This window comes from Chitinophaga sp. G7 BAM 1005, assembly GCF_057126945.1.
The window spans coordinates 2,750,344-2,767,902 of sequence record NZ_CP181478.1 but is presented as its reverse complement, the minus strand read 5'-3'; the positions used below and the strand labels follow the sequence as shown (position 1 = coordinate 2,767,902).

Genomic DNA, 17,559 nt, shown 5'->3' with positions numbered 1-17,559 from the left:
GGCTAACTGATTTACCGTTGAAAAACAATAATACTGCCATACCTGTAATACTTACTGGTAGCCGTTCTATGAACACTTTGTTTTCATGTATCTGTCCGGATACGAACACCGGTGTCTGAAAATGGACACCGCAACGATCGGGCTGGTCTACAATTTGTCCAAATTTCCTGGATGAAAGGTTCCTACTGGGTTATATTGGATGATGAATTAATTTTTACATCCGCATATTGCCAGGCGGATTCAAATGCAGCTAATACTTCCTTTGCCTCCTTATTTTTCTCCTGCAAAACCAGTGCATTATATAAACCGATCAATGCCCATCCATTTTTCCTCCATATTTCCAGATCTTTCCGGTAAACTATCTCTGCCTGCCGGTATTGTCCTGCTTTGAGGAGCACAGCACCTAAATGATGCCGCACGGAGAAGAACCAGTCTGGCGGCTCATTGTAGTTGAGGTGGTCTTCCATTGCCACGGCCTCCTTTAACAATGAAATAGCCGTGTCGGACGACTGTTGCTGAACTGCGATGCCCGCAGCTAACACCTTTCCGGCAATTTGTACAAGGTCGGCCGACGTATTGATATTCCAGATCGTCAGACTTTGCAGGATGGTATCAGCAGCAAGTACATTCAGGCTATCCAGTTCTTTTTGGGCCTTTGTTACCTCATGCTTGCCTAAAAAAGCCAGTCCTTTTGCGTAATGCCAGATGGCCCGGGGATACACCAGGTTCTTTTCCGGCGATGGAAGCGCCAGTATGGTATCCCACATCGATAACTTCGCGGCAATATAAAACGGGATGGTATAGTAGTGCTGCAAAGTGCCCCAGCCGGGCATGCTCATAATCTCTCCGGAGGTATGTTGCTGCAACCTTACAGCGGTTTGCCAGGCCAGTGTGGAATGGCCTTCCAGTGTGGCAGTAGCTGCCAGAAAGTGATAATTATGCGGGTGGTACGCCAAAGGATAAGCCCCCTGTGCATGACACGCAGTTGTATACACACTATCTGTTGCCAAAGCGCGGATATTTGACAGTGAGCCTTCATGGTAATCGCCGGTACGGATGTAAACATGTGAAGGCATGTGTAACAAATGTCCGGCGCCGGGTACCAGCGTATCCAATAATTTTGCACTATGCAAAGCTTTTTCCGGCTGCGAAGAGGCTTCCATTGCATGAATATAAAAGTGATGCGCGCCGGGATGAGCGGGGTGAAGTTTCATCAGGTGTTTCAGTACCGCTACTATCGCGGGTGTCCATGCTTTGGGCGCTTGTGTTCTTTTTTCATACAAATCCCAGGGATGCAGGTTCATCATCGCCTCTGCGTATAAAGCACCGATATCCGGATCATCGGGAAACCGCGTATACACTTTTTTCATGGCTGCTGCATAGGCAATGTCCAGGGCGCTGCGATCAGCCGGTGGCTCTTTAGCATACCTGCTGGTCAAAGCGGCGATGAGAGCCTGCTCTTTTGCGCTGCTTTGATGGGAAAGCGCCTGTGCCTTCACAACTGCTTCGTAGGCGCGTTGAAAATTATCGGATTCCATGCCGGCATTGTAATTGGGGCCCAGTACATACGCAAAGCCCCAATAGGCCATTGCACACGTTGAATCCAGCCGGGTGGCTTCAAAGAAAGAGCGGGCTGCTTCTGCATGGTTAAATCCATAGGACAGCATCATTCCCTGGTTAAAATAAAGTTGTGCCGCTTTCACGGATGTTGAAATCGTGAAATGAATGCCTTGCAACCCATCAAACAGAGGCGCTTTCTTTCCGGATGTATACCATTCTTTGTCAGTGGTGGCAGGAACTGCGCAACCAATGGAATTAGCCATGCTTTTTACCTCTTTGGACGGGCGTCCGTAATTGCAGGCCATTAAGCAGCAGGAAATAACAGATACTATATATAAATTTTTCATAAAGGGATTAAATTGTAAACATACTTTGGGGTAATGGAAAATATCGGGGTATAAGCCTGTCGCTGATTACTAATTTACATGATTTTTTTAAACGGTTAATGACTCCTCCTTTCTTCTGCTTAGGTCCTGGTCCTTATTCAACTGAAGAAAAGACATGAGTAGAGAAGCGGGTGTATCAATGTTCAGATACACCCGTTGTAATTTCGTGGGTATGTTTATGCAGTGGCGCTATCGTCTGTGATTGCATGATCTTCACTGGCTACAGGGCCTCCGGATGCGGAGGAGGATGAATCTCCACCCAGGAATATTAATAAGGCCGCGGCGCTTGCGGTGCCGATGATCAGTCCTAATTTGGATACAGGCTCGGGGTCTGCTAAAGCAGCTATCACTAATACGACCATTCCTCCAAGGGCGAAGGCCGGGATGCCAATATTGATCAGGAATTGCTCTACCCGTTGCCGTAATTCCGGGCTTGTGTCGGGGCCTGGTGAAGCCGTTACGGGCGTTCCCTCCCGCCGCATGGCAGGGAGTGGCCTTGAGGGAAACTCTCTTTCAGCAAATTCCCTTGCTTCAGCAAAATCCTGCGCTTGCTCCCTGGTTAACTGGTAGCCCCGGCACCTGTCGTTAATATCCCATTCTCCCAGTTTGGTGCGCAGGCGGCCACGGTCATAGTTAAAACGGTCGCGGTGCCCATCCCAGCTTCCATAGTCGGGATGTGGGGTACTCCTGCCAAAGAGGCCATGCGGGTCGTTTTCAGCATCCATAATACGGCGTGCAACTTCATCCAGCAAAGCAATGATCTCCTGGAGCAAATTAAAGCAGGGATCCGGCCCGCCCGGCGTACCAGCTACCTGGCGTTGTACCGTGGCCGGTGCTGTGACGTTTTGCTGCACTACATGTGTAAGCTCATGCGCCAATAAATGTTGTCCTTCCCGGGAATGAGGATTGTATTCCTGTTCATTGAATACAACATGATTGCCCAGAGTGTAGGCCCGGGCGTTCACAGCCTCCGCCGACTGCGCAGCTTTATTATCTGTATGCAGCACTACATTGCTAAAGTCGTAGCCTATTTTCTGTGACATTTCCCGCTGGATGATGTTATTCAGTGGCTGCCCGCCAGTAGAAATCACTTCATTTATCATGTCTGCGGATGGAGCGGCGGCCTCTCTCTCCAGCAGGGTATCCGGTTGTCCGACCTTTAGACGGGGCTGGAAAAAGGCGGGGTTCGCAGATTGCGGGGGATCCTTTTTGGCACTAAAAAAGGGAGAATGCTGTGGACGTACGATCCCTGGTGATTGATTAGGTATTTTAGTGAACATTTGGGGGTAGATTAATTGTTAATGGATATTGGGGTTCCTTTAGGGAAGTTACTGAAAATTTGAAGAAAAAAGGGGGAATAGGAGAGCATGACTGAGACAGCATTTTTCCCCCGGTAGAAGGATTCAAATATTTTTCCCTGTTCATCTGCATAGATGCCCATTCCATTATCCTTCGCCTTTATCTGTATAAAGCGGGTATTGAAATCAATATCATATTTATTCACTACTGCTCAATCAGCAATAAACTGGCCGCAGGAGATCCATCTGAGTTTTCATATCTCTGAACTTTATACCCTGATAATATTATTTTCAATAGAAGAGCGAACATACTGAAGCTAGACTCCCATTATATTTTCTTCCCATCATTACTTTTATTTCCTCCTTATTGCTGATCACCCGTTTCCTGGCTTTCTCAATATTATTTCTAAAAGCTAATATTTCTTCCGGATTCCAGGATATCTTTTAACCCCTGATGACCATTAATCATCGATGAATTGTGCTGAATATATATGATTCGTGCCAGTAACGTTCAATCGCATTGATATCCCGGTCAACGAAAAACTCTTTCATTCCAAACCTCGTTAAGATTGTCTTCCATCATGATAGCTGCTTCGTCGGTCATATCTAAATAGTAGCGGTAATTGGTTAAACAAAAGCAACACCCCGGATCGATCGGGATGTTGCTTTGTTGAATTACTTATTATTCTGCCGGAACAGGTGTAGCCAGCAGTTGCTGTTCCCAGGCATATGCAACCCCGCTTCCCCCGGCATGCGCTATCATAAGACCAGCCAATTGACCCGCTGTTTCGGTACGGGCCCAATCACGCTGCCATTCAGAGGCTACAGCAATCCAACTGATCGGCGTAATACCATGTTGTACCATACGGCGTACAGCCATATCGTGAGCTTCCTTTGAAACTGACCCGGAGGCATCTGTGATAACAAATACATCATAACCTTCACCTGCTGCCTGGATCGCCGGCATGGCTACACATACCTCTGTCCACAAACCTGCAATGATCAGCTGCTTGCGGCCACTTTTTGCCACAACATCGGTGACAGCAGGGTCCTGCCAGGTATTAATGAAGGTACGGTTGATGGGTTTTTGTTCAGGAAATACTTCCTGGATCTGTTTGATGATCAAACCGCCGCGTTCCTCTATAACTGTGGTCAGAATGGTCGGTACATTAAAGATTTTTGCCGCTTTTGAAATTCCCGCCACAGCGTTGATGATCATAGTTGGCTCGTGGCTGTTCAGGTTGGCGAACTGGAAAGGCTGATGATCGATCAGTACTAAGATACTGTCCTCTGGACGCAGCAGGGCTTCAAGGCCTTTTTTTACATTTTTTGACATGTTGTTGATTTTGTATATTAATTATTGAAATTGAAAATTACGGGTACAGATGTAAAGCTTCGGCAAATCACTGTGCAGAAAGGGCTGACTTCTTAAATATTTCAGGAGATAAGCCGGTCTCTTTATTTGTCGATTGTCAAAAGCAAAGTTCAGGAACCGGGCAAAAAGAGAAAGATGATATAAGTCGAAAAATAAAGTAGACAAATGTCTACGTTTATCGGGGTGTTTACGATAAGACAATATATTGCGGCCCAGAGATTGGCATCTCGCATACGGTCCAGTCAGTTGACGTGTTGCAATTGGATTGTAAAGGTAGAAATGTGTATTTAATCAGTATTTTTGTCTAAATATTTAATATAAGAATGATACGCGAGGTTAATATGTACGAAGCTTTTTTTGACTATCTGAAAAAATTCAGTGCTGATCCACTTTCAGAAGATGAAAAATTGTTACTCAGACAAGCATTCATTCCGTCCAGATTGAGAAAAAGACAGTATCTCCTGCAGGCAGGCAACCAGTCCAAACATTTTGCCTTTATTGTAAAAGGCTCCATGCGGATGTATTCGGTGGATGACAAGGGATCTGAACACATCGTGCGGCTGGGTGTGGAAGGCTGGTGGATGGGCGACCGGGAAAGCTGGGCCCTGGTTACGCCAAGTTTGTATAATATCGATGCATGGGAAGATACCGAAGTGCTTTTGGTCAACAGGGATAATACCCTTGAACTCATCAAAACGGTACCAGCCTTTTGTGAAATGATACGTCAGCTTGACGAGCGGAATAATATTGCCAATCAACGGAGGCTGACCTCATCTATAAGTGGCACCGCAGACAAACGATATGCAGATTTTATTGCCTGTTATCCAGAGCTGCTGCACCGTTTCCCGCAGCATATCATTGCTTCTTATCTTGGCGTCACAAAAGACACCCTGAGCCGCGTCAGGCGTCAGCGCCTTCAAAAATAAGAGGGCATTGCGCGCTCTGTTATAATTGCAATAAAAAATATCTGGTGGTACCCTTAAAGACTATCAAAGGTTACAATTTGTCGTTATTAATCCAATGCTGCTCATCACGATTAAGTAATACATCCTCTTTTTTCAAGGCTTCCTGCAATTGCTTTATATCTATTTCCTGTACTGGTTGTTTATTTTTAGCTGCTATAGTTGCGGCAACACCTGCGGCATGACCAAGCTGCATCCAGGTAACTTCAACCCTAATAGAACAAAAACCGACATGAGAAGCTGAAACGCAAACGGGTACCAGTAAATTTGTACATTCATTTTGTTTGGGAGTGATAATACGATACGAAAGTTCATACGGTTGTTCAACTTTGACCCAAATGCGGCCTTCATTTATGTATTGTGTTTTGGATATAGCTACCTTTTGCACATGATGACAATCCACAAAATGCGATCCCAAAGCAATAGCGTCAGGTTTTCCGGGCTCGTCAAAAATGTCCTTCTGGGTTTGTACATAGCTGCCAATCATACGTCGGGCTTCCCGCACATATAAATAATAGGGGAAATTATGGTTATCTTTAAATTCATCCGGGGCAAGGCCATAGTGATCAACTTCATCCCGCAATGGTTTTGGCACTGACGGGTCATGTTGTAAAAAATAAAGTAAACCCAATGTCCAATCCTTGTGATCCTGGTATATCTGCTTTCTTTTTTCATAATCTGCATCCGGATATCCGGTATTACCACCAAAAAGCCCTAATGAAATTACTGCATTTTGCTTGTTGTTGGTTTCATACTTTCCCGGGGGATAACTCCAGGAATACATATCAATGATATCTGCCAGCCTCAGGTTGGGGTGAGCGATCAACAAACGTTTAAGCGTAATAAAGCGGCCTGGATTGTAATGCAGTGGCGCCGGGAAAGGGACTCTGTCTGCATTTGCTGACATCATTAACCGGAAATTGTAATTAATTATTCTTTTACTGGCTTCGCCGTTGGTTAAATTTTTTGCTTCCACAAACCCAGGTAGTAAATGCCCCTTGTCGTCATACGGTGAGACATCAATCGGTTTATCTAGAAGACGAATCCCGGCAAGCGATTCATTGTATTGAGATTTACTTTCGCGGCCATAAGTATAGGATACCCCTGCTTTTGCCATTAAGTCACCTTCATACGTTCCATCGATAAATATGTCGCCACTTATTGTTTCTCCGTTCGACAATACAATGCTTTTAATAACGTTCTCTTTTTTATTCACCTTATCTACATAGGCCTGATAGATGATGGATACATGCTGTTCGCCAAGCATATCCAGAAATATTTTTTCGGCAACATGTGATTCGAAATAATAAGCGGCTTTATTTCTCCCGTAAAATTTGCCAATGCGGGTATAAACCTCCAATGGAATTCCCGAAATGGTTTCTTCAATCATGTGCTCGGTTTCAGCAGTGCCAATCCCGCTGGTGTTCATACCTCCTACATGACGGGTCTGCTCAATAAGAATCACTTTAGCACCTTCCCGTGCAGCTGCCACTGCGGCCGATATGCCCCCAGGCGTACCTCCATATATTACCACGGTGGGGTTACCGGAAGCATTTCCATCTAATGCGTAAAACATTAGGATAGCCATAACTATATATATCCTTTTCATTTTCAAATTTTAGTTCTGATTCTTTATAAAACGGCCCATGCCTATTGAAGCACTTATTCAGGACACTCAGTAACCCGGATTTTGTGTGAGTGCTTCATTAACATCTATTTGGTGCTGTGGAATGGGATAAAGCAAGTTTTTTTGTGAAACAGGTATTCCAGCTGTCTGAAGGGTACTGATGTATTTGCCAGTCCGCAACAAATCCCAGCGGCGGTGTCCTTCAAAGCATAGTTCCCACCCCCTTTCCTCTAAAACGGCATCCCTGAACCGGGCCTGCGATAAACCGGCCAGATTTTGTGGATTGGCGGATGGATTACCATTTCTCGCACGGGCCCGCACCTGGTTTATTGCATCATATGCATCGGGAGTTGGTCCGTTAATTTCATTAATTGCTTCAGCATAGATAAGAAGGACATCGGCGTAACGAATGATCATGAAGTTATTCCGGGCTGCAAATTCGGCGCAGGGCGATGGGTCCCAATACTTATCAACCGCAGGGCCGGTACGCGATAGTACTAATGTGTTATTTGCGGGGTTCACCTTTTGTGTAATAATTGTTACTTGTTTTCGATAGTCGCCAGGCAGGTAAGATTTTACATAATTGGAATCCGCCTGGTATGCGCCTCCACCCTGGTTGATCGGGTACGAAAAATAAATTGCAAAAGATTCGGCCATTGTACTACCGTATGTTGTTTTTATGCAGCTGTACTGAGTTGAAAAAATATGTTCCCGACCATTTTTATTTTCAGGAGGAAAGATGTTTTTATAGTCAGGAAAAAGGTCATAAACTTTTGAGTCTATCACTTCCTTAGCAACAGTCGCCGCATTTACATAATCTTTACGGGTAAGGTAAACCTTGGCCAAAAGTGATTTCGCAGCGCCACTGGTTGCCCGCCCAATCGTCCCTGGGGTAGTATATTGCGCCGGCAGGTTCGCGGCTACAGCATCTTTCAAATCACCTGTAATCTGGGCATAAACCGCATCTACGGGTGTGCGTTTTATGCTGACATTCACCACATCGGAAGTAGGAGTAGTAACCAGTGGAACATCTCCAAAAGCCTGTACGAGATCGAAGTAAATCAATGCCCGCAAAAACTTCGCTTCTCCAATAATCTGCGCTTTAATGGTTGCATCCATAGTAATTCCAGGTACATTCTTAATTACCCGGTTTGCCCTGTCGATCATCAGGTAGCAGCTTGTATAAAACGCATCAAAAGAAGGATTAGAGGGCGAATAAAGGTTATTATCTAGTTCTAATATGCTTGCGCCAACGTTTGATTGCACAGTCAGCTCTTCAGAATTTACATCTGCAAGGTTGATCATCGTCATGTTATAAATATTGCGCAGTCTGTCATACACTGCATCAAGCGCAACAGTGGCATCACTTGCTGTTTTGAAAGAGTTTTCTTCTCCCAGGAACGAATAAGGAACCTCAACAAGGTTATTCTTACAACTTCCCCCAAAAATCATTGTTATAGCCAGAAAACCGCACAGCAGTGCGTGACCGCGTACAGACAGCGCTTTGTTCAATAACTTATATTGTGATTTCATCTTTATCAGGTTTTAATTATAAAGTAATGGACAAACCAAGCGTGTAAGTCCTTGACGGCGGATAATTGAAATTATCTACCCCATATTGGGTATTACTATTGAAATCACCGTTGACTTCAGGATCATAACCTGTGTAACTGGTGAACGTAAGCAGATTTTCTGCACTGAAGTAAACGCGGGCCCTTTTTATGACCTTCTTAAAACCCGGCAACTGGTAACCCAAAGTGACCGTTTTTAATCTTAAAAATGAGCCGTCTTCGATGGCAAAATCAGAAACAGCCGGTAAAACCCATTGGCGTATCGCTCCGACCGAGTTACTGGGATTCTTCGCAGTCCAGTGATTCACATAATAGGATTTCAGGTGGTTATACTGTGCATCGATCAACGTAGTATAATTGTTATAGATCTTGTTACCTTGTACACCCTGCAGAAAAAAAGAAAAGTCAAATCCTTTGTAAAAGAAATTGTTGGTTAAACCGAAAATAAACTTAGGGAGACCATTGCCCAACACTTTGCGATCACCCGACTCATTGTATATACCATCGCCGTTTATATCCTTCCAGCGATATGCACCAGGTAAACTGCCTGCCTGCGCTAATGGACCTGCAGCAGCAATCTGTTCTTTTGTTTGCCATATACCGTCAAATATGTTACCATAAAAAGAACCCAGCGGTTTTCCAACTTCTATAATGGTTAATCCTGAAAAATAATGATTTACGCCATTGGCAAGTGATGTCACTTTGTTTTCGTTATAGGAAACATTGCCAGCCGTGGTCCATTTAAATCCATTTGCACCCTTGTCGATATTTACCGAGGTGATCGCAAGTTCAAAGCCTTTATTTTGTACGCTACCAATATTGCGCAGTACACTGGTTGCACCTGTTGTTGCCGGCAGATCCACATATAACAGCAGACCGCTGGTGTTTTTCAAATAATAATCGCCCACAACGGTAATCCGGTTGCTCATAAAACCAGCATCAAAACCAATATCCAACTGAGCTGTTTTCTCCCATTTCAGATCCGGGCTTTCAATACGCGAAAGTTGGTTGGTGAGCACCTCAACGTCGTTAAAAACCGTTTTCCCGATAGTATATTGCGGAAGGGAATTATAAAGGCCGATTCCATCATTACCGGTTATGCCATAGCTAACCCTTAGCTTAAGATCGCTAAGGATACGACTGTTCTTTAAGAAATTTTCGTCAGATACACGCCAGGCAAATGCGCCAGAAGGGAAAAATCCATATTTATTATTAACACCGAAACGTGATGATCCATCTACACGTGCGCTAACCGTAAACAGATAGCGATCTTTAAAGCGGTAATTTATCCTGGCCAGGTAAGAGTTTAGCCCCCATTTTTCTAAACTGCTGCTGGTGATATCCAGTGTATTAGCTGCCGACAGGTTGTTGGCTCCCAAAACGTAGTTGGGAAAATTCTCCGCTTCCTGGTAGGTCCGCTGCATTCTGTTGCTTTGGAAAGTTACACCGGCAAGTACATCAAAGGCGTTGTCCTTGTTTATTTTTTTAGTATAGGTAAGTGTGTTTTCATTTAAAGTATTGATGTTTTCCGAAGTACCGTTGCTTCCATAGCCATTTCGACCGCTTCCTGCAAGTGTTTGCGGTGTAAAAAAAACATTCCTGAACGAATTTTGAATATCTGCTCCAAAACTAATGTGCGCCTTCAGGCCTTCTGTGATACTAAAATCTCCGAATACATTGCCCAGTACCCTATCCGTCGAAAGTAAATTGGTGGAGGTTTTCAGCATGGCAACAGGATTGGGAGTGCTCGCAAAGCCCGTGCCCGGCCCCAGATTAAGTAACTGGTAGCTGCCATCTGGCGCGTAAACCGGACTAGCCGGAGAGATGGTCAGCGCCTCATATATCGGGCCGGCAACAAGACCTTCAGAAACCCCGTTATTGATGGTGCGCGATGCCGTAATATTGGAGCCTATTTTGATACGTTCACTCAAAGTTGCATCTAAATTAACCCTTGCAGCATAACGTTTAAAGTTATTATTAATGATGATCCCGTCCTGGTTGAGATAATTTCCACTTACCAGATAACGTACTTTGTCGGTACCTCCACTAATAGACAACTGATTACTCTGCATCGATGCAGTCCTGAATATTTCTTTCTGCCAGTCAGTACCTTCACCGTAGGATGTAACGGGCTTAGGATAAGGCCCATTAGGGTTTCCAAACCTTAAAGCGAAACCAAGATTGGCAAGCTGCTCGTTTTTCAGATTCAGATGATCCATCGCATTCCCCAGCTTCAATTGTTTTACAACTTCCTGCACACCTGCGTAGCTTTCAAACTCAATATTCGGCTGCCCTAGTTTTCCACGCCTGGTGGTTACTAAAACAACGCCGTTCGCTCCCCTTGAACCATATATTGCCGTTGCGGAAGCATCTTTCAGCACTTCTATTGACTCAATATCATTAGGATTAATAGTAGACAGCGGGTTAGCATAGCTGGCGCCGCTTCCGCTTGCCCCATTTGCAGCAGCAGGTACGGAAATCGGAAAACCGTCAACAACGTATAAAGGATCATTGCTGGCGGAAATAGAGTTGCCGCCACGCACACGAATAGTTACGCCACCACCCGGTGAATTGGAGGCCTGCGTAATTTGTACACCCGAAACTTTACCTTCCAATGCCTGGTTAAAAGAGTTAACAGGTCGCGACTTTATTTCATTTGATCCTATGGAGGAAACAGAACCAGTCAGATCTTTTTTACGGACAGTGCCGTAACCAATCACTACTATTTGATTTAGTCCTTTTGATTCCACCTTTAGCTGAACATTAATCGTAGTGCGCCCTTCAATAGGAATTTCCTGTGTTAAATAACCAACACTGGTGAAAACAAGCGTTCCTTTGTTATCCGGAACATAGAGGGAATAATTGCCCTTCGTGTCTGATATCGTACCTATATTAGAATCTTTCAATTTAATGCTGGCCCCCGGCAGACTACCCTGTTCATCTGTTACCTTCCCGGTTATCCTGATAGTAGATTGATTGACTATCGGGGCAGGCAATTTCACCGGTGTAATTAATATAGTTTTTTGATTAATCACATAATTGAAGGGCTGGTTACTAAAACATAATTTTAAGGCCTCTTCCAATGTGCCGTCCTTTATTTTAATGGTAACAGGTTTTGCGGCGCCTAAAATATCAGGGTCGCAAAGAATACTGTAACCAGTCTGCTGGCGAATATCATTTAACGTCTCCCATAATAGGGCATTCTTTTTATTTAAGTTAATTTTCTGAGCTTTTGTAGATGCACTTACCTGCACAAAGGCAATAAGGCAGATGAAGAAAGAAAGTTTCATAACGCACAACAGTTTAGGCTGAACACGGAATGAACATCCGCGTTCAAATGCAGTATAAATTTTATACATTTGAATCTCAGGTTAAATAATTGGTTGATAACAGCGATTATAATGATTACCCAGGTATACAGCTCCCACAGCCGTGTTTCATCAGGAGCGCGTTGCAACTGCTCCTGCTTTTTTTTCCGGAAAATTTATTCAGTAAGATTAATTTATAAAGATGACGCGCCTTCCTTCTATTTTATAATGAATCCCGGATGTAATTGTTATATTATCAAGTAGTTCTCTGATACTTTTATATTTAGATACAATACCCCTTAGTTTCTTTTGACTGACATTGGTTTGGTATTCCACATCTACATCGTACCACCTTGCAACTATTCTTAACACGTCTTCAATACGCTCGTCATTAAACACAAACAGTCCGTTCTTCCAGCCCATTACTTCGTCCAGGTTTGCATTCCTGACAATCAAAGGCGCTTTTAGGTTATTAACAGCCATCTGACCAGGTTTTATAATTGCATGACTGCTTTTACAGCTTATCTTTACCGAACCTTCCAGTAAAGTAGTCCTGATGTCAGGATCATCATTATAAGCCTTGATATTAAAATGTGTTCCTAACACTTCCACTGTTTGCTTTCCATCTACATTCACAAGAAATGGTTTACCGGGATTCTTAGCCACCTCAAAATAGGCCTCCCCGGTTAATCTGATGCGACGGTCTTTCCCGGTAAATGCAACCGGATATGTTAATGACGAGGCTGCGTTTAACCAGACATGGGTGCCGTCCGGAAGTGTCAGTTCATATTGTCCTCCTTGGGGAACGGACAAAGTGTTGAACACATCTGTTGTACCTGATTGAGCAGTGGTAGAATCAGCGCCCTGATAATCTATTTTACCGTCTGCCTGCTTGCTCACAATAGCGCCTGCCTGGTAAGCGATATTTCCGCTTTTGGCTGCCTGAAGATCTATTTTAGTACCATTAGATAGAATCAACGTTGCTTTATTGGTGCCAGGCGGGATTTCCGTTTTTTCTACCTGATATGACAATACCTTTGCCGGTGATTTAACTTTAGCTATCCAAAAGGTAACTGAAAGCACTATAACTATTGCTGCTGCAGCGGCAATCCTTGTCATATAACCTCTCAAAGTACTTCTGCCGGTGCTTTCAGGGTCCCCGATTTTGGCCCAGACGCTTTTTAATGCAGTTTCCTCATTAAATTCATGCAAGCGTTCAATCTCTTGCTTCCGGGTGCTTTCGCTCAAGAACCTTTCAAGCATCTCCCTGTTGTCTGCACTTTTATTCAACCATGCTTCCAGTTCAGCTTCCTCAGAGGCTGTCAGGGTACTATACAACCTGCGCGCTAACAGGCTGCTTATATACAATGGATCAGATAATTTTTTATCGGACATGGCGATTAATTAGTGTTGCATAATAGAAACAACATACTATCACATTTCCTCTAAAGGATTTGAAAAAAAATCTTTTGGAATATGACGCCGCAATCGAAGCGGCAAAAATTTCATATATAATAAATAAGAATAAGTGATGGTGTACCGAATCGGTGAGATGGCATGGGTAGTGATGGGAATGATTCAGCTATAACGGCAAAAGTTCTTCACTTGAAATATATAGATAATATCATAGATGTTAAAACAGCAAATCCTTTATCCGAAAGGCGCGTCCTTAAAATGGAAAGCCCGCGCATTTTCTGATTGTAAACCGTACTGACAGCAATATCAAGTTTATCTGCTATCTCTTTTGGTTGCAGGCCATCTTCAAAAATCATTTTAATGATTTTCGCACATTGATCCGGTAAGGCATTGACTTCAGTTGAAATTTCGCGAAGGGCTTCAATGTAAATGATTTCGTTGATAAACGGTTCCTCAAATCCATCTTTGAAAAAAGCAAATGCCTGATCACGCTTCATTTTACGGCTTTGCTTTTTTAAGACGTTCATTGAAGCATTCCGGGTGCTTATATAAAGGAAAGCTTTAATTGAGTTCAGGCTGTAAAAGTCTTCATGTTTTCTCCATAGCGTACAAAAAATGTCCTGAACGATTTCCTCGGCTGTAAATTTATCCGAGGTTAATCGCGTGGCAAATAAGCACAACGCACCGTAAAATCTTTTGAAAATATAGTCAAAAGCATAAGTGTCACCTTTTAGTAACCTTTCCAATAATTCATCTTCGCTTAAATTTTTTAATTGATTATTGGCCATTGTGTGTGGAATACGCCCCGAATATAAACATAAACATCAAAAACGAAAAATATATGCCGGCACATGAATTTGGGATCGTAGAAACCGTTAAAAACGGCACTTAACCAAAAGAAAAAGGCTCGCAAGCTTATTACTTACGAGCCTTTTTTGTGCCCAGAACTGGATTCGAACCAGCACACCCTTGCAGGCGCTGCGACCTGAACACAGTGCGTCTACCAATTTCGCCATCTGGGCAACTGATATCGTGTCAGGGAGCGCAAAGATATGCAGCTATTTTAATTTTCCAAAAAAATAACGCGAACGCCTACACTAATAGTTAAAAATAAAGCCAAATGCCGTAATGCTGAAAGGCATCCCCCCCCTCGCCACCAGGTACAGGTCATGCACACCTTCAGCATGACGCAGGTTTCCCGTTAACTTCAACGCATACGTGCTGTCTCCCGTATAAGGAATATCAAGGGTGCCAATAACTTTACCTTTTGGTTTATCTATCCGGAACTCCAGCCGGGCATTGCTCTTTTTATGTTCCGATGCCACTTCTACGCGGAAGCCTATTTCACCAAGACTTAAATTTACCTGGGCAAAACTGAGATAACTGCCCTCCTTCATCTGGAATTCCGTTGCACGATTCCCCTTTTTAGCCGCCGGCGCCACCGTCTGTCCCATAACAGATACCGGCACGAAAGCAAAAAGCAGCAATAACATCAGCCTCATAAGGATAGGATAGGTTGTCTTCTTCTCTTTTTTTGATGATCAGGAATAACTTCCCCGGTGATAAATTAATAAAAAAAATTATAAAATTAAGGAATTATGTAATATTATAGCAAAATAATAATGTCCGCTGATCAGAATCATCCCCTCCATTGACTCCTGTCAGGAAGCCACCTGACCCTCCAGATTACCTTTGGAAATGAATTAAACATTGTATTCAACCGATTGTTAAGATCTATAAAAAAGCGGAAATGATAGAACAAACACTGCTGACACTCAGTCAATATTACGGGACTCCGGCTGTATCTGTCTTACTAAATACCCACAGGACGCACCCTGATAATATTCAGGATTCCATTCAGCTGAAAAAACTGATCTCAACAGTTGAGACAAGGCTGTATGAATTGTATGATAAGAGAGAAGTATGGCCCGTACTGGATAAAATTAAAATCGCAGAAGCAGAGATCAACCACGACTATAACCTCGAAAGCCTGGCTATTTTTGCCAATTCGGAAACAATACAGGTTATAAAACTACCTGTTCCTGGCACAGACCGGGTTGTGATCAGCGACCGCTTTGAAATCAGACCGTTGCTGAAAGCACTGCAACAGGAAGAGCATTACTATATACTCACCATTTCACGCCAGAAGATCAGGTTGCTGGAGGCCTATAATGATAACCTCATCAGGGAGGTCAGCAACAACGACTTCCCCTTCGCCAACCGCTACTACACCACCGATCATGCAAAACAACAGCAGGACTCCTTTGGTGATGATTTGCAAAAGGAATATTTTAACATAGCAGACAAACATTTTAAGAAATATTACTACGAAAACCCCCTCCCTCTCATCTTGCTCGGCGATGCCAAAAGTATTGCCTATTACAAGGATCAGATGGATATTAAAAATATAGTGACCTATACTGCAGCGGGTAGCTACGATGACACTCCTGCCCACGAAATACTAAAAATAACCTTCCCTCTTGTGCAACAGCGCATGGCAGATAAACAACTGGCTTATCTGAACGCGATCAACGAAGCACAATCAAAACAACGCATACTGACAGACTTCGGCGATATTTTCCGCGCGGCTGAAGCCGGCTCCGCGGAAACACTCTATCTCGAAAAAAATTATTTCTTCAATGGCAAGCTGGAAGAGGGTACTATTACTGCATCTGATGAACCCGGTACAGAAGATCTTACACTGATCTTAATAGATACAATACTCAATAAAGGTGGTAAGGTATTGTTTATGGATGAAAACACACTCAGTGCCTATCAGGGTATTGTACTGGTAACGAGATTCTCATAATATTTCTAATAAAAAATCCCGCAACAGCAGTCGTTGCGGGATTCTTAATATCTATTCCCTTATTATATTACCCGCCAGCCGGGCTTTATAATTTTCATTACTTCATCAGTCCCATGCTCTTCAGCTTTACCGCCGCTTCTATGAGCATGGCGCCGCTCAGCTGGGTGGTCAGGTCGCTGCCGGATGCAGTGGCAGCCCAATCCTTATTAAATAATACCTGCGGACGGGTGGTACCTTTCAGCCACAACGTTTCCGCATTCAGCTGCAGGAAAGCAGCGTACTTCGCCACATCGGTGCTGCTGATACTGCCATCGGTGATGAGCAACATCAGGTAACGCACCAGCACCCCTTTGAACAAACCGCCATCTCCCCCACCTTCATCTTTCAGGATATTGGCATTGGTAAATCCGCCGGCTAAGGTGTTGTTAGCGGTTTTCAACGCATCATTGATGTACACGTTCTGGCCGGTGAGTTTATACAGCTCCACGCCTGCACCAATGAACACCCCCTGGTTATAGGTGAAATTCCAGTTTTTGGTTACCTGTCCGCTGCCGTCCTGGTTGATGCCGTCCCATACAAGACCGGTCACCGGGTCTACCAGCGTGTTTTTCTGCCAATCGTAGATCTTTTTTGCCCAGGCAATATCATCCCGATTTTGTGTAAGACCATACATCCGGCAGGCAATAATACACGCAGGCGCATTGGCAGGTGTGTTCTTATAGTTCTTTGATTTATCCTTATTCCAGTGGATACCACCACCCCAAACATCGTCCCAGCCGCCTTTAATATCGTTCCACAGCAATACGGCCACATCTTTATATTTGGTATCACCGGTGGCTTCAAAGGCGCGTAAACAGGCAAGGTTCATCCACTCCATATCATCATAGAAATGGTTGATGTAAGTGCCCCCATTCTTTGTTTTCATGCCCGCCAGCAAATCATCCATACGGGCTTTGATGGCCGGGTCATTTTTACGTATATAGGCGTCCGTTAGTACGTCCAGTGCATGTGCATTGGGCCAGTAGTTAAAGGTGGTGCCGCCTGCATTGTTGGCGTTAAAATATTTTTCCTGGTTCCAGAAATTGCTGGTGAGCCCCTGTAAAGAGGAATCCCCTATCTGCGCCCAATCAAAAACATAACGTGCCTTGTTGGCTCCCGGACCCGGGCCATCATCTACAGGTTCTTTCAAACATGCAGTGAAGGCCAGGGAGAGTATCAAAAGGGAATATCGTATCTGCTTCATAGCG

At 43.9% G+C, this 17,559-nt stretch carries 12 protein-coding genes and 1 tRNA gene; 2 read left to right on the top strand and 11 right to left on the bottom strand.

The genetic code is table 11. From position 1 onward, the window contains the following. Window positions 1–182 precede the first annotated feature (182 nt). The 3 genes from ACMXI2_RS10925 to ACMXI2_RS10915 form a co-directional block, all read right to left on the bottom strand. Window positions 183–1,907, bottom strand: coding sequence for a tetratricopeptide repeat protein (locus ACMXI2_RS10925; RefSeq protein WP_483781627.1), 1,725 nt, complete (start codon window positions 1,905–1,907; stop codon window positions 183–185). Between the two features lie 215 nt (window positions 1,908–2,122). Then, entirely contained in the window at window positions 2,123–3,226 is a 1,104-nt protein-coding gene (locus tag ACMXI2_RS10920; RefSeq protein ID WP_483781626.1) for an eCIS core domain-containing protein, read from the bottom strand. A gap of 700 nt (window positions 3,227–3,926) precedes the next feature. Continuing rightward, on the bottom strand, window positions 3,927–4,580 hold the full coding sequence (locus ACMXI2_RS10915; protein ID WP_483781625.1) for a hydrolase: 654 nt from the start codon (window positions 4,578–4,580) through the stop codon (window positions 3,927–3,929). A gap of 362 nt (window positions 4,581–4,942) precedes the next feature. Here ACMXI2_RS10915 and ACMXI2_RS10910 point away from each other — a divergent pair, with 362 nt between their 5' ends. Continuing rightward, window positions 4,943–5,545: a Crp/Fnr family transcriptional regulator gene (locus ACMXI2_RS10910; RefSeq protein WP_483781624.1), complete on the top strand. Its 603-nt coding sequence runs from the start codon at window positions 4,943–4,945 to the stop codon at window positions 5,543–5,545. 70 nt (window positions 5,546–5,615) lie between these two features. Here ACMXI2_RS10910 and ACMXI2_RS10905 read toward each other — a convergent pair whose 3' ends face one another. From ACMXI2_RS10905 to ACMXI2_RS10875, 7 genes are all read right to left on the bottom strand, one after another. Further along, window positions 5,616–7,190, bottom strand: coding sequence for an FAD-dependent oxidoreductase (locus ACMXI2_RS10905; RefSeq protein ID WP_483781623.1), 1,575 nt, complete (start codon window positions 7,188–7,190; stop codon window positions 5,616–5,618). A gap of 66 nt (window positions 7,191–7,256) precedes the next feature. Continuing rightward, window positions 7,257–8,741: a RagB/SusD family nutrient uptake outer membrane protein gene (locus ACMXI2_RS10900; RefSeq protein WP_483781622.1), complete on the bottom strand. Its 1,485-nt coding sequence runs from the start codon at window positions 8,739–8,741 to the stop codon at window positions 7,257–7,259. A gap of 16 nt (window positions 8,742–8,757) precedes the next feature. Further along, entirely contained in the window at window positions 8,758–12,069 is a 3,312-nt protein-coding gene (locus ACMXI2_RS10895; RefSeq protein WP_483781621.1) for a TonB-dependent receptor, read from the bottom strand. 207 nt (window positions 12,070–12,276) lie between these two features. Beyond that, window positions 12,277–13,482: a FecR family protein gene (locus ACMXI2_RS10890; protein WP_483781620.1), complete on the bottom strand. Its 1,206-nt coding sequence runs from the start codon at window positions 13,480–13,482 to the stop codon at window positions 12,277–12,279. Between the two features lie 206 nt (window positions 13,483–13,688). Continuing rightward, window positions 13,689–14,291: an RNA polymerase sigma-70 factor gene (locus tag ACMXI2_RS10885; protein WP_483781619.1), complete on the bottom strand. Its 603-nt coding sequence runs from the start codon at window positions 14,289–14,291 to the stop codon at window positions 13,689–13,691. Between the two features lie 150 nt (window positions 14,292–14,441). Next, window positions 14,442–14,525 (bottom strand) — tRNA-Leu (locus tag ACMXI2_RS10880). 75 nt (window positions 14,526–14,600) lie between these two features. Continuing rightward, window positions 14,601–15,005, bottom strand: coding sequence for a carbohydrate-binding protein (locus ACMXI2_RS10875; protein ID WP_483781618.1), 405 nt, complete (start codon window positions 15,003–15,005; stop codon window positions 14,601–14,603). A 248-nt stretch (window positions 15,006–15,253) separates the two neighbouring features. On the opposite strand from ACMXI2_RS10875, the gene ACMXI2_RS10870 reads away from it, so the two are divergent. Beyond that, entirely contained in the window at window positions 15,254–16,312 is a 1,059-nt protein-coding gene (locus ACMXI2_RS10870) for a baeRF3 domain-containing protein (protein ID WP_483781617.1), read from the top strand. A 97-nt stretch (window positions 16,313–16,409) separates the two neighbouring features. On the opposite strand, the gene ACMXI2_RS10865 is transcribed toward ACMXI2_RS10870, so the two are convergent. Next, window positions 16,410–17,555, bottom strand: coding sequence for a glycoside hydrolase family 76 protein (locus ACMXI2_RS10865; RefSeq protein WP_483781616.1), 1,146 nt, complete (start codon window positions 17,553–17,555; stop codon window positions 16,410–16,412). Window positions 17,556–17,559 lie beyond the last annotated feature (4 nt).